Source organism: Nocardia sp. NPDC051981 (assembly GCF_040680715.1).
In the GTDB taxonomy this organism is placed as follows: domain Bacteria; phylum Actinomycetota; class Actinomycetes; order Mycobacteriales; family Mycobacteriaceae; genus Nocardia.
The window spans coordinates 67,539-84,794 of sequence record NZ_JBFAXK010000017.1; the positions used below are offsets into that span (position 1 = coordinate 67,539).

General features: G+C 66.9%; 20 protein-coding genes and 1 pseudogene. 14 read left to right on the forward strand and 7 right to left on the reverse strand.

Translation table 11 applies throughout. The features are described 5' to 3' along the window. Positions 1-13: 13 nt before the first annotated feature. Positions 14-499 carry a MarR family transcriptional regulator gene (locus AB0L60_RS26690; RefSeq protein WP_364618845.1) on the reverse strand — a complete coding sequence of 162 codons (486 nt, stop codon included), beginning with the start codon at positions 497-499 and terminating at the stop codon, positions 14-16. Between the two features lie 281 nt (positions 500-780). Between AB0L60_RS26690 and AB0L60_RS26695 the strand changes: the two genes are divergently transcribed. The 3 genes from AB0L60_RS26695 (at position 781) to AB0L60_RS26705 (ending at position 2,321) form a co-directional block, all read left to right on the forward strand. After that, positions 781-1,134, forward strand: a complete 354-nt coding sequence (locus tag AB0L60_RS26695) for a VOC family protein (protein ID WP_364618848.1) — start codon at positions 781-783, stop codon at positions 1,132-1,134. Next, the gene (locus AB0L60_RS26700) at positions 1,131-1,412 is read left to right on the forward strand and encodes a hypothetical protein (protein ID WP_364618850.1); all 282 of its coding nucleotides are present in this window, start codon (positions 1,131-1,133) and stop codon (positions 1,410-1,412) included. The genes AB0L60_RS26695 and AB0L60_RS26700 overlap by 4 nt, the downstream gene beginning before the upstream one ends. 474 nt (positions 1,413-1,886) lie before the next feature. Continuing rightward, positions 1,887-2,321 carry a VOC family protein gene (locus AB0L60_RS26705; RefSeq protein ID WP_364618853.1) on the forward strand — a complete coding sequence of 145 codons (435 nt, stop codon included), beginning with the start codon at positions 1,887-1,889 and terminating at the stop codon, positions 2,319-2,321. 90 nt (positions 2,322-2,411) lie between these two features. Here the strand turns inward: AB0L60_RS26705 and AB0L60_RS26710 are convergent, their stop codons facing one another. Next, the gene (locus AB0L60_RS26710; RefSeq protein WP_364618856.1) at positions 2,412-2,993 is read right to left on the reverse strand and encodes a chorismate mutase; all 582 of its coding nucleotides are present in this window, start codon (positions 2,991-2,993) and stop codon (positions 2,412-2,414) included. Between the two features lie 403 nt (positions 2,994-3,396). On the opposite strand from AB0L60_RS26710, the gene AB0L60_RS26715 reads away from it, so the two are divergent. The 6 genes from AB0L60_RS26715 to AB0L60_RS26740 all read left to right on the forward strand — a co-directional run bounded on the left by AB0L60_RS26715 (position 3,397) and on the right by AB0L60_RS26740 (position 8,396). Continuing rightward, complete coding sequence (locus tag AB0L60_RS26715) at positions 3,397-4,050, forward strand: hypothetical protein (protein ID WP_364618859.1); 654 nt, start codon at positions 3,397-3,399, stop codon at positions 4,048-4,050. 77 nt (positions 4,051-4,127) lie between these two features. Then, complete coding sequence (locus AB0L60_RS26720; protein WP_364618861.1) at positions 4,128-4,679, forward strand: dihydrofolate reductase family protein; 552 nt, start codon at positions 4,128-4,130, stop codon at positions 4,677-4,679. 121 nt (positions 4,680-4,800) lie between these two features. Continuing rightward, on the forward strand, positions 4,801-5,451 hold the full coding sequence (locus AB0L60_RS26725; protein WP_354837086.1) for an ABC transporter permease: 651 nt from the start codon (positions 4,801-4,803) through the stop codon (positions 5,449-5,451). Further along, positions 5,444-6,679 (forward strand): ATP-binding cassette domain-containing protein, encoded by a 1,236-nt coding sequence (locus AB0L60_RS26730; RefSeq protein WP_364618864.1) that lies wholly within the window; start codon positions 5,444-5,446, stop codon positions 6,677-6,679. The genes AB0L60_RS26725 and AB0L60_RS26730 overlap by 8 nt, the downstream gene beginning before the upstream one ends. After that, the gene (locus tag AB0L60_RS26735) at positions 6,676-7,428 is read left to right on the forward strand and encodes an ABC transporter permease subunit (protein ID WP_364618867.1); all 753 of its coding nucleotides are present in this window, start codon (positions 6,676-6,678) and stop codon (positions 7,426-7,428) included. The genes AB0L60_RS26730 and AB0L60_RS26735 overlap by 4 nt, the downstream gene beginning before the upstream one ends. Next, a complete protein-coding gene (locus AB0L60_RS26740) occupies positions 7,425-8,396 on the forward strand; it encodes a glycine betaine ABC transporter substrate-binding protein (protein WP_364618870.1) in 972 nt (323 codons plus the stop codon). Before AB0L60_RS26735 ends, AB0L60_RS26740 begins: the two co-directional genes overlap by 4 nt. Before the next feature lie 151 nt (positions 8,397-8,547). On the opposite strand, the gene AB0L60_RS26745 is transcribed toward AB0L60_RS26740, so the two are convergent. Then, on the reverse strand, positions 8,548-9,396 hold the full coding sequence (locus tag AB0L60_RS26745) for an alpha/beta hydrolase (protein ID WP_364618873.1): 849 nt from the start codon (positions 9,394-9,396) through the stop codon (positions 8,548-8,550). A gap of 63 nt (positions 9,397-9,459) precedes the next feature. Here AB0L60_RS26745 and AB0L60_RS26750 point away from each other — a divergent pair, with 63 nt between their 5' ends. Then, a complete protein-coding gene (locus tag AB0L60_RS26750; RefSeq protein ID WP_364618875.1) occupies positions 9,460-10,002 on the forward strand; it encodes a helix-turn-helix domain-containing protein in 543 nt (180 codons plus the stop codon). A gap of 170 nt (positions 10,003-10,172) precedes the next feature. Here the strand turns inward: AB0L60_RS26750 and AB0L60_RS26755 are convergent. Both AB0L60_RS26755 and ppgK read right to left on the reverse strand, forming a co-directional pair. Next, positions 10,173-11,651, reverse strand: a pseudogene (locus AB0L60_RS26755) (RNA polymerase sigma factor); the annotation flags it as partial. Positions 11,652-11,762: 111 nt separating this feature from the next. Next, on the reverse strand, positions 11,763-12,521 hold the full coding sequence (ppgK, locus tag AB0L60_RS26760; RefSeq protein WP_364618878.1) for a polyphosphate--glucose phosphotransferase: 759 nt from the start codon (positions 12,519-12,521) through the stop codon (positions 11,763-11,765). A 133-nt stretch (positions 12,522-12,654) separates the two neighbouring features. On the opposite strand from ppgK, the gene AB0L60_RS26765 reads away from it, so the two are divergent. After that, positions 12,655-13,587, forward strand: a complete 933-nt coding sequence (locus tag AB0L60_RS26765; RefSeq protein ID WP_364618881.1) for an inositol monophosphatase family protein — start codon at positions 12,655-12,657, stop codon at positions 13,585-13,587. A 175-nt stretch (positions 13,588-13,762) separates the two neighbouring features. Here AB0L60_RS26765 and cei read toward each other — a convergent pair whose 3' ends face one another. Continuing rightward, on the reverse strand, positions 13,763-14,440 hold the full coding sequence (gene cei, locus AB0L60_RS26770) for an envelope integrity protein Cei (RefSeq protein ID WP_364618884.1): 678 nt from the start codon (positions 14,438-14,440) through the stop codon (positions 13,763-13,765). 435 nt (positions 14,441-14,875) lie between these two features. Between cei and AB0L60_RS26775 the strand changes: the two genes are divergently transcribed. Further along, the gene (locus tag AB0L60_RS26775; RefSeq protein ID WP_364618887.1) at positions 14,876-15,178 is read left to right on the forward strand and encodes a DUF4193 domain-containing protein; all 303 of its coding nucleotides are present in this window, start codon (positions 14,876-14,878) and stop codon (positions 15,176-15,178) included. Positions 15,179-15,313: 135 nt separating this feature from the next. Here the strand turns inward: AB0L60_RS26775 and AB0L60_RS26780 are convergent, their stop codons facing one another. Continuing rightward, the gene (locus AB0L60_RS26780) at positions 15,314-15,808 is read right to left on the reverse strand and encodes a DUF3093 domain-containing protein (protein ID WP_364619185.1); all 495 of its coding nucleotides are present in this window, start codon (positions 15,806-15,808) and stop codon (positions 15,314-15,316) included. A gap of 79 nt (positions 15,809-15,887) precedes the next feature. Between AB0L60_RS26780 and dut the strand changes: the two genes are divergently transcribed. Together dut and AB0L60_RS26790 are read left to right on the forward strand one after the other, a co-directional pair. Further along, positions 15,888-16,388, forward strand: a complete 501-nt coding sequence (gene dut, locus AB0L60_RS26785) for a dUTP diphosphatase (protein WP_364618890.1) — start codon at positions 15,888-15,890, stop codon at positions 16,386-16,388. A 5-nt stretch (positions 16,389-16,393) separates the two neighbouring features. Further along, the gene (locus AB0L60_RS26790) at positions 16,394-17,251 is read left to right on the forward strand and encodes a DUF3710 domain-containing protein (RefSeq protein ID WP_364619188.1); all 858 of its coding nucleotides are present in this window, start codon (positions 16,394-16,396) and stop codon (positions 17,249-17,251) included. Positions 17,252-17,256: the final 5 nt, after the last annotated feature.

Consider the following 17,256-nt stretch of genomic DNA (forward strand, 5'->3'; position numbering starts at 1 on the left):
TCCTCTCCTGAGGTCAGATCCGGCTCCAGCCGAATCGGCCCGGGCGTTTGCGGCTCGCCCGCTGCTGCTGGCGTGCTCCCGCCACGGCCCAGGCCTCGATCATGCGATCGAGCAGCCGGGTGAGCGTGTCGACATCCTCGGCGGACCAGTCGGCGATCACCTCGCCGAAGACCTGGTCTCCGATCTCCAGGAACTGCGCGAGCTCGGCCCGGCCCGCCTCGGTGGCCTCGACCAGCACCGCCCGCCGATCCGCCGGATCGGGGGAGGTGCTGACCAGCCCGGAGTCGATCAGCGCCTGGACATGCCGGGTGATGGAAGACGGCAACGCGTCCAGGCATTCGGCGATCTCCCCGGCCCGCAGTGGCCCGGACTCGACCGCGCACTGCAATACGCCGACCCGGACCGGGTCGTAGGCGCGAGAAGTGCCCTGCCGCATGGCTTCCGCGAATCGTGCGGTGCAGCGGGCCAGCCGCGAAACCTGGTCTTTGTTTGCTTCCATGAATCAACTATAAAAGTTGATTCCGTGAAACAAAAGAATGTGGCGGAAAACAGACACTCAGCGGCGCATGCGGTGGGGCGGTGGGCCGTCCTCGCCGCCGTCGAACCCGCGGAGCGGCGCACCAGCCGCGCTGCTTCGAAAGCCCGCGCTGGCTCACAATGCCCACTCAGTGGGCGGCGGCGTGTCGTTGGCGATCCCCGGCGGCGCGGAGCGGCCATCATGGTGAGCGACCGAACCCGGGCATTCCGGGCATGCCACCACTTCGCCCGCAGGAGGCAGCCATGAGCGATCAGGAAGTCAAGATGATCATCCTGTCCACCGACAACCTCGATGAATCCATCGACTTCTACACCCAAACCCTCGGCATGCGCATGAAGTTTCGCGATGGCGCCCACTTCGCCGCCCTCGACGGCGGCCCCATCACCCTCGCCCTGGCCACCGCGGTCGACCACCCCATCCACGGCCAGGTTGTCGTAGGCATCAAAACCGCGGACGTGGACGCCGCCGCCAAGGCCATCGAGGCCAGCGGCGGCGGCATCGTCAAGGGCCCCTACGACGATGCCCACGAACGCCGCGCCGTCGTCTACGACAACAAAGGCAATGGCTTGGTCTTCTACAGCCCCCTGTCCCGATGACCAACCCCCGAATCACCGTCGAACCCGTCGTCGACCACGAATACCGAGTCCTGGTCGACGACGGCACCGACTCCGCCGAATCGCAATTCATAGTCGCCCCGGACGTTCTCGCCGACCTCGGCGTCGCCGCAGCCGACGAGCACCGCGTCGTGGAACTGACCGCCGCCTTTCTGATCGACCACCAGCCGATCATCGACTTCCCTCAACTGGTCTACCTCGACGAGGTCGCCGCCGCCTTCGACGACTACCGCCCCGAGCTCCAACGCCGCCTCGGCTAGCCTCCTGTCGGCCTACGGTTTCCGGCGCGAGCGTGTGTGGAAGCCGCAGCGCCGCTGGCCCGCTGACAGCACCTGGGATCGAGTGCCAAACGTGCTGGTCGCTTTGGCCGACGCTATCGGCGACCTGGTTTGAGGCGACCCGTCGACCGTCCGGGCGGATCAATACGCCGCTGGCGTCGACGCCGGCTCGGTGACCGGGCTATGACCCTCCAACTGCGCTATCGGGCGCTCTCGTGGCTGACTGCTCCCCACATATCACGGTGCAGTTCAAAAGGTTTCGCACAGCTGGTGATTCAGGCACGGGGTACAGCTGCAAGGAGTGCGCCGCGGGCGAGGAGGCGGTAAGTGGCGGTCTCGGCGCGGAATCCGTTGAACGCCAGTGAGGTTGGGTAAGTGGCATGGCGAAGGTCGGCCCGCGTCGTCGGGCGGGGCTGCTGCCGCGGTGGCGAAGGACCCTGCCGCTATGGTGAACCGATGACGTCAGTCAAACAGATCCAGGTCACCTTCGACTGCGCGGAGCCTGAGCGTGTCGCTCGTTTCTGGTGCGATGTGCTCGGGTATGTCATTCCGCCGCCACCGGAGGGGTTTGCCAGTTGGGCCGACTTCAATTCCTCTCTGCCGCCTGAGCATCAGGGTTCAGCGTTCGCATGCGTCGATCCGTCAGGTGTGGGCCCGCGACTGTTCTTTCAGCGTGTGCCCGAAGGGAAAATCACCAAGAATCGGGTGCATCTCGACGTGCGAGTCGGCACTGGGCTCGTGGGCGAAGAGCGCTTGGCCGCACTCGAGGCCGAGTGTGCACGGCTGGTTGGGCTCGGCGCGGTACGCGTGCGACTACTGCGTGCCGATGGCTTCAACGAGTCGTGCCTCGTGATGCAGGACATCGAGGGCAACGAATTCTGTCTCGACTGAGTTGCCGCGAACGCTGTTGCTCGGCAGCCGAATTCGGGTGCTGGTGAGGCAGTCCCTTCGGGGTGACGTCTCTGTGCTGGAGGACATATGTCAGCTCTCACACAATGGAGTCGACGCGCGCACGAGCGCCGCCGCGTGGAGAGTGTCGAGATTGTCGTGCCCGGCGACAGCGAGCACCCCGGCGGCGACTCGCGCCGGGCAATCGGAGCGCGTCAATTCGGTGCGTTCCCTATCCAATTCGTCGATGACCGCGACATTGAGGCCATCGATCACCGGCCGCACCCCGGCCAGATCCGTCGCGGGCACCGGTGCCATCGCCAGCCCATACCGCCACTCGGTCACCAGCCCACGCTGGATGATCTTGCTGGCCTCGATCTGACCTTCGAACACCTGCCGGACCAGCCCCGCAGGCAGATTCCGCTCCACCCCCAGCTGAGCCATCGCATCATAGATCGACTGTTCACGAACCGGATCGTCGATCACCGGCTCGCCCCCATCCCGCACCGCCCCCGCCCACTTGACCGCCGCGACAGTATCCGCAGTACCGAGCCGCTCGCTCATCAACTCCACCAGCCGATCCAAGGTCCCGGAATCCTCCTGCGCCGCCCCTACGCCGACCTGCCCCGCGGCCACCGCCATTGCCGCCCCCACCACAACCGCCAGCCGTCTCATCGATGCCATCCCTTCCACCGCCCGAACCCTACCGCCCCCGAGGCAACGAACGACCCAGACGCGCAGTGGGTATGAAACTTGGTGCGCGATACAGGGATTGGCGTCGATGGCCTACGCTCGGCACCCATGCCACAACCGCATATCCCTGAACGCGAAAGCGGCGGGCCGACCGTAGCGGAAGGGTGTTGTGAGCTGCTGTCTCGGACCGACAGTGTTGTGCGCTGGGGACAGAAACAGGATTGGCTCCTGAGTCGAAGCTCTCAGAACCCAATCCGGGTGTCGGCGGTGCCAGCCCGCTGAAGTGCCGAAGCTATGCGGTCGAGTGACGGCGTGTGCAAGACTCGTTGGACGGGTTTTGTTGTGCCGCACAGCAAACCGGATCGGACAGAACGCGAGGAGTCAGGTGTCCTTCGATCAGTGGTGCACACGTTGGAAATCAGTACCGCTGTCCGAGGCAGCAGAGCGTTACGACATCAGCAAAGCCAGCAACAACCACGTGGACGACCTGGAAGAACTCTTCGAGGACGAACCAGAGTGCTTCTTCGTTCACCAGGGTGACCTCACCATCGACGGGCCCTTGTCCATAGGGAACGACCCTGGTCTGGCGCCGGACACCGTTTACGTCATCGATGGCGACCTGACGGTCGACGGGCCGATGCGCTTTGTGAACGCAGATGTCTACACGCCGCTGTTCATCACCGGCTCGGTCACCGCGCAGCACCTGATGTGCCTCATGGACAGCAATCTGTTCATCGGCGGCTCGCTCACCGTCGGGGGCCTGCTGATGACGGAACTCTCCGACATGGGAGTGATCGTCGTGAACGGTGCCGCGTCTGCGGGCGCGTGGCTCGAAGCATGGGACAGGGGCGAAGTCATCTTCGTCGATGATCTGAAGACCTGCCGGCTGCGCTTGTCCGGGGGCGATTACCTCGAACACTCCGACGCGGATGATGCGGCTGACATCCTGTTGCCCGAGTTCCTGGACGGCGACACCGCAAATGCCTCGGAAAAGCTCTGGAAAGCCGCGGTCGAAGAACGTCCCCTGCTGCGCCCCTGACTTCCTGCTCTCGGGTCCGGATGCCGGGCTGCTTCCACTATCGATGAGTTTCGAGCGCGTAGGAGGTCTACCCGGTCATGAGGAAACTGATCTATGGGTTCGGCGTGTCCCTGGACGGCTACGTCAACGACCGCGACGGCAGCATCGACTGGACCGACCCGGACGAGGAGCTGCACCAGTTCCACAACGACAGGTACCGCGAGATCGAGGTCTCGCTGCACGGTCGTCGGCTGTACGAGCTGATGGCCGCGTACTGGCCGCACGTGCCAGCGGACGCGCCACGCATCGAGCGCGAGTTCGGCGGGCTGTGGCGGGAGAAGCCCAAGGTCGTCTTCTCCCGGACGCTCACCGAGGTCCATTGGAACAGCACCCTGGTCAGTGCGGATGCGGTCGAGGAGGTGCGCAGGCTCAAGGCCGCGGGAGACGGCGTCATGGAGGTCGGTGGTGCGAGCCTCGCGGCCGCGCTGATGCCACACGGGCTCATCGACGAGTACCAGCTGTTCGTCTCACCCCTGGTGCTCGGCGGCGGCACACCGCTCTTCCCGGCACTGGACAAGCGCATCCAGCTTCGATTGGCCGAGACGAGGCACTTCAACGCCGTGGTGATGCTGCGCTACCGCGCCGACTGAAGTCCGTTCAACCGCAGCGGCCTTCGTACTGCCACTGATCGTCTCGGCGACAGTCGAAAAGGCTCGAGGCGGGGTTCGCATCAATACACTGTGGGGTGAACTCCTAGGCAGGAGGGGGCTTCTGGGCACGCTCTGGAATTTCGTCGTCGATCATCGCAGGCAGCTGCTCACCGACTCGTACCTGCATGTATCCGCGGTGGTGCAGTCGATGCTGATCGCGACCGCGTTGGCGGTGCTGATCGGGATCGCGGTGCACCGCAGTCCGTGGGGGTCGGCGCTGGCGACCGCGCTGGCCAGCATCATTCTCACCGTGCCGTCGTTCGCGTTGCTGGGCTTGCTGATTCCGGTGCTGGGACTGGGCGTGCGGCCGACTGTGGTCGCGCTGGTGCTGTACGCGCTGCTGCCGATCCTGCGCAATACGATCATCGGGCTGGGCGGGGTGGATCCGGCGGTGTCGGACGCGGCGCGCGGGGTCGGGATGAACCGGCTACGAGTACTGGTCGGCATCGAACTGCCGCTGGCGTGGCCGTCGATCCTCACCGGGATGCGGGTCAGCACCCAGATGATCATGGGGATTCTGGCCATGGCCGCCTACGCGAAGGGGCCCGGACTGGGGAACCTGATCTTCTCCGGGCTGGCCCGGCTGGGCAGCCCGACCGCGGTGCCACAGGCCCTCACCGGCACAGTGCTGATCATCGTGCTGGCGTTGCTGCTCGACGCTCTGCTGGCCGGCGTCGGCCGGTTCACTACCCCGAGGGGGATTCGTGACTGAAACCGTCACTGCGGCACAAGATTCCGCGCACGCGCCACGTGGCGCGCGGATCGTGCTCGATGCGGTCACCAAACGCTATCCGGGGCAACGGGATCCGGCGGTCGACGAATTCTCGATCACCATTCCGGCCGGGGAGATCGTGGTGTTCGTCGGCCCGTCGGGGTGCGGCAAGACCACCATCATGCGCATGATCAACCGGCTCATCGAGCCGAGCTCGGGCACCATCACCATCGACGGGCGCGATATCGGTCGACAAGATCCGGACCAGCTGCGCAGGCAGATCGGGTACTCGATCCAGCAGGCCGGGCTGTTCCCGCATCAGACAGTGGCGCGCAACGTGGCTACGGTGCCCGCGCTGCTCGGCTGGAATCGCGCGAAGATCACCGCCCGCGTCGACGAGATGCTCGACCTGGTCGGCCTGGATCCCGGCACCTTCCGCCGCCGCTACCCGCGCCAGTTGTCGGGCGGTCAGCAGCAGCGCGTCGGCGTCGCACGCGCACTCGCCGCGGACCCGCCCGTCCTGCTGATGGACGAGCCGTTCGGCGCGGTCGACCCGATCACCCGCGGGCTCCTCCAGGACGAACTGCTGCGCCTGCAGGCCGAACTGCACAAGACGATCGTCTTCGTCACCCACGATTTCAATGAGGCCGTCAAACTCGGCGATCGAATCGCCGTGCTGGGCAATGGTTCCCGGTTGCTGCAATACGACACCCCGGCCGCGATCCTGGCCGCACCCGCCGACGACACCGTCGCCGGATTCGTCGGAGCGGACGCCGGGCTCAAACAGCTCACGCTCACCCGCGTCGAGGACGTCGAACTCGGACAGTGCCCGACCGCCGCCGAAAGCGATGAGCCGCAAACCCTGCGCACTGCCCTCGCCGAGCGGGAATGGCAATGGGGCCTGGTGCTGGACGCGGAACACCGCCCCCTGCGCTGGGTTTCGGCCCAGGAGCTGGCCCACGCCTCCTCACTGCGCGAGGCCGGAGACCCGGTCACCGGCACGGTCGCCCTGCGCTCGTCCCTGCAGGAGGCGCTGGAAATGCTGCTCACCGAGAGCAACGCCCACGCCGTGGTCACCGGCGATCATGGCGAATACGCCGGGTTGATCGCGATCGACACCCTCGTCAGCCACCTCGCCACCACCCGCGCCGAGGCCAGCCGTGCCACGACGAAATCTGCCGAGGCGGTCGAGGATTCCGGCGCGGTGGAAACGGGCGATCGGCCATGAGGGAGCGGAGTACCGAGCGGCGGTCGGAGCTCATTCGGCTGGTGGCGCAGCCGGTGTTGGCGGTTGGGCTGGGGGTGGCGGTGCTGGTGTGGGCATTCGATCGGAATCTGCCGGCCACCCAGCAGGCGAGTATGAATGCGACGAATATCGTGACTGTCACCCGGCAGCACGTCGTGATCACGGCGACGGTGGCGGTCATCGTCGTCGCCCTCGCGGTTCCCTTGGGGACCTTGCTCACCCGGCCCGGATTTCGCAGGCTGGCACCGCTTTTCGTGGGGATCGCCAATGCCGGTGCGGCCGCGCCGGCCATCGGGCTCATCGTCCTGTACTACCTGGTCACCCAGCGCACGGGGTTCTGGGTCGGGGTGGCGCCGATCGCGTTCTACGGGATGTTGCCGGTATTGCGGAACACCATTCTCGGGTATCAGCAGGTCGATTCGACGCTGGTGGACGCCGGGCGGGGACAGGGGATGTCCGCGGCTATGGTGTTGCGGCGCATCGAGTTTCCGCTTGCCGTGCCGTACATCCTCGCGGGTCTGCGGACCTCGCTGGTGCTGGCGGTGGGGACGGCGACGCTGTCGTTTCTGGTCAGCGCGGGTGGGCTGGGAATTCTCATCGATACCGGGTACAAGTTGCGGGACAACGTGACGCTGTGGGTGGGGGCGATGCTGGCGGTGGCGCTCGCGCTACTGGTGGATTGGCTGGGAGCGCTCGCCGAACAGTTCCTCGGCCCACGGGGTCTGCGATGAGGAGGCGATGGACGGCGGTGCTGGCCGCGCTCGGGCTGCTACTGGTGGCGGGATGCGGGCTCGAATCCGGCGGGGCGGTGCCGTTGCAGGTCGGAGCGGGCAGCATCCGGCCGGATCCGGAGTTGCAGGGCGTGGCGATCACGGTGGGGTCCAAGGATTTCACCGAGCAGAACATTCTCGGCTATGTCATCGAATTCGCGCTCACCGCGGCAGGCGCGCGAGTGCGCGATCTCACCAATATCACCGGGTCCAACAGTCTGCGTGATGCCCAGCTGCACGGACAGGTCGATATCGCCTACGACTACACCGGCACCGGCTGGATCAACTATCTGGGCAACGAGACGCCGATTCCGGACTCGCAGCAGCAATTCGAGGCAGTACGCGACGCCGATCTGGCCGCGCACGGCATGCTGTGGGCGGACGTCGCCCCGATGAACAACACCTACGCGCTGGTCACCAACGCGGCAAGCGCACAGCGGACCGGGACGAAGACGCTCTCGGACTACGCGCGGGCCGTGAACACCGAACCCGGCACCGGACCCACCTGCCTGGGCACCGAATTCAGTGTCCGCCAGGACGGATTCCCGGGCATGGCCCGCAAGTATGGCGTCGACACCGGCAAGGTGCACAAGCAGATCATGCAGGACGCGCTGGTCTACACCTCCACCGCCAACGGCGGCTGCCAGTTCGGTTCGGTAGCCACCACCGACGGCCGCATCAAAGCCCTCGACCTCCGCGTCCTCGACGACGATCTCGGCTTCTTCCCCAAATACAATGCGGCACTGGTGATGCGGAAATCCTTCGCCGACGCACACCCCCAGGTGGCCACGGTAATGGAGCCGATCTCGCGGCTACTGACCAACGAGACGATCACCGAACTCAACCGCAAGGTCGACCTCGAAGGCGCCGAACCCGCCACCGTCGCCCGCGACTGGCTGGTTTCCCAGGGGTTCGTCACGGCCCGATAAGCCCACCGACCCACCTCGGGTTGCGGAAGTACCGTCCATCCAGCCAGGTGGGCAAAGTGCCGCTCACTCCCAGTGCGATCGAATTGATCTCGTCGGCAACCGGCGCGTAGGGACCGGCCATGTAGCTCGGCGGGGGAGTGTCGTTTTGCCGTCACTGTTCCTGCGATACGTCGAGGTCTATCAGTCGGCGAACCGCGGCAGCGACTTGCTCGGGTCGCTCGGCGGGGATGATGTGCTCGGAGACGGCGTCCTCGTATTGCGCGCCGACCTGTTCGGCATATCGGCGCTGGTATTCGCGCATAAGGTCGAGATTGCGAGCCTGGTAGCGGGCGGCGTGGATCGCGGAGATCACGATGACGCCGGATTTCGGCGGTTCTGGTGGGCGGCGGCGGAATTCGTCGATCGCCGCCGCGACGGCTGTTATCTCATGGCGGGTCGTGGTGAGTCCGGCGGACGTGAAGTCCTCGGCCAGCATGGTCGCATAGCTGTCGGCGGGGAACTTGCGGCCGTAGGAACTGGTCAAAAGCCGCATGAGCGGCGGGAAGTGGCTCAATGCCTGCTGCACAGCGAGGATACGGTCGGTCTTTCGGACAGTCGGCGCCCAATTGTCGTAGTTCGGAGCATTTTCCGGTGTCGGGTCGATGAGGACGAGCCCGGCCGGCAACAGCGTTTCCGCGGCGCGGCGCACGATCAGCCCACCCATGCTGTGACCCACCAGGATCACCCGCTCCGGCGCGAGCGCCCGGACCAACGCCACCAGGGTCGCCGCCATGTCGTCGATGGTCTGCGGTTCCGCGGGACGGCTACTACGGCCCCGACCGGCTCGGTCGTAGGCGACGGTGCGCGCGGTGTCGCCCAGGAGCGGCACCACCGGATCCCAGAGCGTTCGCCCCGCGCCCGAACCGGATTCGAACACCACCCAGGTACTCCCGGTGCCGGACTCTTCGACGTAGATCTCGTTGCCGTTCAATGTCATTCGATGCCCAGGAACATCCCGCATCACGGTCACCCTCCCTATCGATACCAACTTTGGGAACGGTACCAGATATGGGATAGTTGAGGAATGGACCCGACCGAATTGCTGCTCCACCCGGTGCGATTGCGCATCATCCACGCACTGTCCGGCGGCCGATTGCGCAGCGCCGGAGAGTTGTGCGACCGCATGCCCGATGTGCCCCGGACCAGCGTCTACCGGCAGATCGGCCTGCTCACCGAGGGGGGAATGCTCGAGATCGGCGATGAGCGACGCGTGCGCGGCGCGGTGGAACGCTCCTACCGGCTGCGATCCGATCGCCCGACCATCTCCCCCGAGGCGAGCAGCGCGATGACCGCGGACGATCACCGCCAAGGGTTCGCGGCCGCCATGGCCGTCCTGATCGCGGAGTTCAACGCCTACCTCGATCAGCCCGATGCCGACCCCGTCGCCGACTCGGTTGGCTACCGCCAAGCCACGCTGTGGCTCAGCCCCGAGGAACTCGACCGCATGCTCACCGGCTTCCGCGACCTCGTCGCACCGCTCGCGGCGAACCAGCCCGGCCCGGGCCGCAGACCGTACTTGATCAGCCCGATCCTTTTCCCGGGCGAGAAACCAGCATCGTCGAGCTGACAGCGCTGCCCCACGTTCGCCTCGCCCGGAATGGTCAGCAGGGAAACGGACCTCCGATCGGTGCAGCTCAATGCTGTTGCCGCTAACCGGGATCGAGAGCGGTGTGCTCGTGTACGGATACGAGATCGGGCCGCTGAGCTGCAGCTCAGCGGCCCGATCTCGGGTGATCCTCAGTCCAGATAGTCGCGCAGGACCTGGGAGCGGCTCGGGTGGCGGAGCTTGCTCATGGTCTTGGACTCGATCTGGCGGATGCGTTCGCGGGTGACGCCATAGACCTGGCCGATTTCGTCCAGGGTGCGGGGCTGGCCATCCGTTAGGCCGAAGCGGAGGCGGACTACACCGGCCTCGCGTTCGGACAGGGTCTCGAGGACCGACTGGAGTTGGTCCTGGAGGAGGGTGAAGGAGACCGCGTCGACGGCGACCACGGCTTCGGAGTCTTCGATGAAGTCGCCGAGTTGGGAGTCGCCCTCGTCGCCGATGGTCTGGTCCAGGGAGATGGGCTCGCGCGCGTACTGCTGGATTTCCAGCACCTTCTCGGGCGTGATGTCCATTTCCTTGGCGAGCTCTTCGGGGGTGGGCTCGCGGCCCAGGTCCTGGAGGAGTTCGCGCTGGATCCGGCCGAGCTTGTTGATGACCTCGACCATGTGCACGGGGATGCGGATGGTGCGGGCCTGGTCGGCCATGGCGCGGGTGATGGCCTGGCGGATCCACCACGTCGCGTAGGTCGAGAACTTGTAACCCTTGGTGTAGTCGAACTTCTCGACCGCGCGGATCAGACCGAGGTTGCCCTCCTGGATCAGGTCCAGGAACGCCATGCCGCGGCCGGTGTAGCGCTTGGCGAGCGACACGACCAGTCGCAGGTTGGCTTCCAGCAGGTGGTTCTTGGCGCGGTTGCCGTCGCGCATGATCCACTGGAAGTCGCGGCGCGACTGCACCGGCAGCTTCTCGCCCTTCTCGGCGAACTCGCGCATCTTCTCCGTGGCGTAGAGGCCGGCCTCGATGCGCTTGGCGAGTTCGACCTCCTCCTCGGCGTTGAGCAGCGCGACCTTACCGATCTGCTTGAGGTAGGCGCGGACCGAGTCGGCGGAGGCGGTGAGCTCGGCATCCTTGCGGGCCTGGCGCAGCGCCTCGGATTCCTCTTCGTCCCAGACGAAGTCACCGGAGGCCTTGTCCTTCTCCGACGGCTCGTCGGCCTCTTCGGCCTCCTCACCCTCGGCGGCGGGAGCGGCCGGGCCGGCCTCCTCTTCCTCGTCCTCTTCGACCTCGTCGACCAGGTCGTCCTCGTCGAGGTCGTCCTCGTCGATCTCGATGTCACCCAGGTCGTCGAGCTCCAGCGAATCGTCGTCGATGACCTCGTCGCCCTCAGCGCCTTCGGCGCCGGGCTCCGCGGCCTTCTTCGGCGAGGCCTTCTTCGCCGCCGTCTTCTTGGCGGTGGCCTTGGTCGCCTTCTTCGCCGCGGTCTTCTTGGCCGCGGTCTTCTTCGCCGCCGTCTTCTTGGCCGGGGCCTTCTTCGCGGCAGCCTTCTTGACCGGCCGTGCTGCGGTGGTGTCTGCTGAGTCGGCGGCCTCGGCCGATTCGGCGGTCTCTCGGGTATTCGTGGCTACCACGTACGCCCTTTCGTGACGGTCTCGTGCGGCGTCACGCCAGAGTGGTGATCCGGCGGAGCGGTTCTGTCGGGGGGTAAACCGGCTCTCGTGCCGGTGTCGGTTTCCGGCCTACCGCCGGGCATGTGTTCCATTGTAACGATCGAACCAGCTTACTTACGGTGCGATCCCGGCTGACACCGCCATGGCTGCTCCGACGATGCCCGCGGTGTTGCGCAGCGCGGCAGGTACCACGGGGGTTCTGTTGGTGAGCAACGGAATCCACTCCTGGTAGTCGCGGCTGATGCCGCCGCCCGCGACGAACACGTTCGGCCAGAACAGGTTTTCCAAGGTGACCAGCACCTTGCTGACCTCCCGCGCCCACTCCGGGTAGGACATGCCGACCCGATCCTTGACCGAGGCGGCGGCCCGGTGCTCGGCCTCGCGGCCGTCGACCTCCATGTGCCCGAGCTCGCTGTTGGGCACCAGCACGCCGTTGTACATCACGGCCGATCCGATACCGGTGCCGAAGGTGAGCAGCATTACCAACCCGTCGAGATCCTTTGCCGCGCCGTACCGGTCCTCGGCCATGCCCGCCGCATCGGCGTCGTTGAGGACGGTCACGTCGCGGCCGCCCAGTGCCAGCGAGAACAGGCGCCGGGCGTCGATGCCGATCCAGGTCGGGTCGATATTGGCGGCCGTGCGGATCTGCCCGTTCAGCACCACGCTCGGCATGGTGATGCCGACCGGGCCCTCCCAGCCGGACTGGGCGACGAGCTTGGCGACCGCCTCGGCGACGGCGTTCGGAGTGGCCGGATGCGGCGTCGCGATCTTGATGCGCTCATAGACCAGCTCGCCGGTCGCGAGATCGACCTCGGCGCCCTTCACACCGCTGCCGCCGATATCGATGCCGAACGCGCGTCCGGGATCGGACATGGACCACTCCTCGTTTCCTGGGATGCCGGCGAGTCGAAGCCACCGGCCGATGACCGCTCGATCGACCTCCGCCTTGTGTCGTGCACGACAAGCCTAATGCGCCGGATGCCGGATCTGTGCTGCGATGGTGCTCGTGCCGGAATCGAATTTCACTTCCACCGTCCCCGCCGCCGCCACGACCACCGACACGCCCGATGTCGCCGAACTGCGCCGCGTCGCGGTGTATCTGGCCGAGACCGCCGCCGCCCACGTCCGCGCGCGCCGGCCGCAGGTCTTCGGACCGGGCGCGCACGAGCAGGACGCCGTGCAGTCCAAGAGCACCCCCACCGACCCCGTCACCATCGTCGACACCGAGACCGAGCAGCTGGTCCGCAAACTGGTCGCCGAACTGCGCCCCGGCGACCGCGTGGTCGGCGAGGAGGACGGCGGCACCCTGGCCGACGACCCGGATCTGGTGCACTGGGTCGTCGATCCCATCGACGGCACCGTCAACTTCGTCTACGGCATCCCGTCCTACTCGGTGTCGGTGGGCGCGGTGCGCGGCGGCCGTTCCGTCGCGGGCGCGGTCGCCGACGTCGCGCACGCGGTCACCTACAGCGCCGGGCTCGGCCTCGGTGCGCACCGTGCTGATTCCAGCGTGGACGGCACCGCCCCGGGAGGCGCGCCGATTGCCCTGCGCGCCAACCGGGTCGACGCGGTGTCCATGGCGCTGGTGGCCACCGGCTTCGCCTACGCCACCGAGCGCCGGATCCGTCAGGGTGAGCTGGTGGCGCAGGTGCTGCCGCACATTCGCGACATTCGCCGCTTCGGCTCGGCGGCGCTGGACCTGTGCGCCGTGGCCGAGGGCCGCACCGACGCCTACTACGAGCACGGCCTGAACCTGTGGGACTGGGCCGCGGGCGCGCTCATCGCCACCGAGGCGGGCGCACGCCTGATCCTGCCGCCCGCACCCGACTCGCCGGGCACCGCAGGCGATTTGGTGTCCGCCGCCGCTCCCGGCATCGCTGACGAACTCTTCGGTCTGTTCAAGCGTCTGGATGTCACCACCCCTATCCCGGTGCCGTGACAGAGGGCTGGACGACCACCGGGCACGGCTGAGCGTCGGTCCGGACAGGCAAAACGAATCGCCGCGATCGAAGGATCGCGGCGATTCGTGTTATCCGGTTCATATATTTGGTTGGGCCGGTTGGAGTTTCGCGCCGGGTCTGGCGGTTAGAGCACATACCCTGCGAAAGAGATTCTCAGCACTTCGCGTGCCGCGCGGCCTCCAGCAGCTTCGGGTCGATGGCCGGCGCGGTGCCGGGCGTCGGGTTCTTCAGCGACTTCAGCACCTCCTCGGCATCGGTGTCGGGCCGGATATCCCGGAACAGCGAGCCCAGCACCATGTCCACGGTGTCGTCCTGGCGCTGATCCTCGATGAGCTCGGCGCACGGCGCCACCAGCTGCACCGACGCCGCCGCGGGCCGGCCCTTCACGCCGAAACGGATCTGCCCGGTGCATTCGAGGTCGCCGTTCACGTACACCGGATCGTTACCTATCTGCACGTCCGGTGCGCTGGCGAAACCGAGGTCACCCAGCTCGGAGGCGACGTGCGCGGCCTGACCGCGCTGGCCATTGGCATTGAACACGCGCACCTTCGACTGGGCGAGAGCGGCGGGCTCCACATCCCGCAATCGCGACGCCCCTACCCGCTCGCCGAGAGGGGCGGGCTGGGCCGCGGTCGTGCTCGAGGCGGGGCTGGGGGAGTTGCAGGCCATTGCACCCTGGTCACCCTCGCTCGTGGTCAGCGCCTTGAACCACACGCCGGCGCAGATGAGAGCGATGACGCCCACCATGGCTGCCCAGGGCTCCCAGCGCCGCCGGATGAAGGACCGTCCGTCCGGATCGGTCGAGTTACCTTGGGTGATCAGTGAAACCACGCCCACACTCTACGAAAACGTCGCGATTGTCGTGCGAACGGCCACGGCAAGTCGGTCGCTGGGTGTGGCGGGGAGGTCTCGGACGATGCCAGGAAGATCTCGAAGAGTTCCCTTGCCGGTGACGATTACCCCTCAGTTTCAACTCGCAGGGGTTTTGATTGCGACTTTTGTCCCGGGGTCCGCTATTGTCTGGCGGCCCAGATCGTACAACCCGGGTGAAACTGGGGTTCGATTTCGGGAACAACAAGGGCATGTCCTGCGTTGACCGAGCGCGATCCGGTGCGGATGAGGAGTATCCGGCTCGGATCTGTGACCGGTGTACGCGTGACGTACACCACGGGCGGGGCGGCATCCCACCCCATCCGGCTCCTGCCAGGAGCCGGTCAGGAGGGTGCCGGTCCGGGATATACGGAGTAAGGACGAGGGGAAGACGACATGGCAACCGACTATGACGCACCGCGGCGCAATGAATCCGACGACGTGTCGGAGGACTCGCTGGAGGAGCTGAAGGCTCGCCGCAACGAAGCCGCGTCCGCCGTCGTGGATATCGACGAATCCGATACCGCGGAATCGTTCGAGCTTCCCGGCGCGGACCTTTCCGAGGAAGTGCTCTCGGTCCGGGTCATCCCGAAGCAGGCGGACGAATTCACATGTTCGAGCTGCTTCCTGGTGCACCACCGCAGCCGACTGGCCACCGAGTCCGGCGGTCAGCTGATCTGCATGGACTGCGCCGCGTAAGGCACGGTCCCGGAGCGCAATCCGTCAGCCCGCGCTCGGTCCGCCGAGCGCGGACCGGACGGGCTGCGCGGAAAATCCCCTTTGCGAAGCAGGGCGGAAGGACCACTTCGCAGCGGGGCGCGGAATCTTGATGAATCAGGACTGCTCGGCCGCGTTCTTCAGGCCGAGCGCGGTGATGATGCGTTCCGGATGACGCGTACTGACCAGCCAGTACGGCGTCGGATCGTCCGGATCATCGAGCACGAGCAACACCATGGGCCCGATCCAGGCCCGATGCTGGACGAACGCGGCGGGGTCGAGCTGTCGGCCCAGCGCCGCGCTTTTCGCACTGGTCGGCACCGGTGCGGCGCGCTTGACGAATGTCGCGGGCAGGTGCGCGCGATCGGTGCGCAGTTCCGGGACACCGGCGTCGTCGGGGGCCACTTCCACGCGATGGCGGGAGAACCACAGCAGCACCCACATGGGCACCGGGAACAGCAGCACGTACGGCAGCCACGCCCGCACTCCCGGTGCGCCCATGTGGATTTCGGCTGCCAGCAGCCCCGTCACGACGAGCGCGACGGGCCACCACCACAGCGGCACCCAGAGGCGCTCGGTGTAGAGGGGCTCGGTCTGCTGTTTGGGATCCATGGTCACCTGAGGGGGCTGGTCGGACACGACCTCAGACTAGGTCAATGACCCAGAGGGGGAACGCGTAGGCTCGGCCTACGTGACCGGTATTCCACCTATTCCCCTGCTGCGGCTCGATCCCGGCATCCCCGTACCGACGCGTGTCCACGAGGGCGACGCCGGCGTGGACCTGTGCACCACCGAGGACGTCATCATCGAACCGGGGGAGCGGGTGCTCGTCGGCACCGGCATCGCGGTGGCGCTCCCGATCGGCACGGTCGGGCTGATCCACCCGCGCTCGGGCCTGGCGGCGAAGGCGGGACTGTCGGTTGTCAATACCCCCGGCACGGTCGATGCGGGCTACCGCGGTGAGATCAAGGTGTGCCTGATCAATCACGATCCGCGCACGGCCATCGAGCTCCGGCGGGGTGACCGCATCGCGCAGTTGCTGGTACAGAAGGTCGAATTGGTGGACTTCGTCGAGGTCGAGGCGCTCGACGACACCGCGCGCGGCGCAGGAGGATACGGATCCAGCGGTGGGCACGCCAGCCTGTCCGCGCAGTCCGGTGGGGCGGGTCAGGCGACCGGCAAGGAGGCATGACGATGGTGTTCGGACGCAAGAAGAACAAGGGCGGCGACAGAGACGACGCGTCGCAGTACGACGACGAGTACACCGAGTACGACGAGTACGAGGACGCGGACGGGTACGACGAGACCGGCTACGCGGCAGACGAATTCGAGGAGTTCGACGAGCCCGCCGCCCGCGGCCCGGAGACCGGTCCCTACGACTACGAGGACGTCGCCGACCGGCTCGAGTCGATCGCCGAGCAGCGCCTGGATCTGGGCTCGGTCATCGTGCCGGTGCCGCCGGGCGGGCAGCTGCAGGTCGAGATGACCCCCGAAGGCGCGCCGCAGGCGGTGCACCTGGCCACCCAGCACGGCCGGATCACGGTGGCGGCCTACGCCGCTCCCAAGACCTCGGGCCAATGGCGTTCGGTGGCAGCCGATCTGGCCGAGACGCTGCGCAAGGACGGTGCGCAGGTGTCGGTGGTGCAGGGTCCGTGGGGTCGTGAGCTGCACGCCGTGACCCAGGGCGCGGATCTGCGCTTCATCGGCGTGGACGGCTACCGCTGGATGGTGCGCCTGGTCGCGGCCGGTCCGACCGGTGCGGCCGACGAGAACACCCCGCTGGTGGCCGCGGCCCGCGCGGTCATGAGCGAGACCGTGGTGCGCCGCGGGGACGAGCCGCTGCCCGTGCGTGAACCGCTGCCGGTGGTCCTGCCCCAGGAGCTGGCCGACCAGCTCGCCGCCGCCCACCAGCAGCAGCTGGCCGCCCAGCAGCAGGCCATGCAGGCACAGATGGCCGCCATGCAGGGCGGCCCGGCCTTCCAGCCCGAGCAGGCGCCCACCGAACCGCGTCGCGGCGCGGAGGGCTCGGCCATGCAGCAGCTCGGCCTGAACTGACCGGA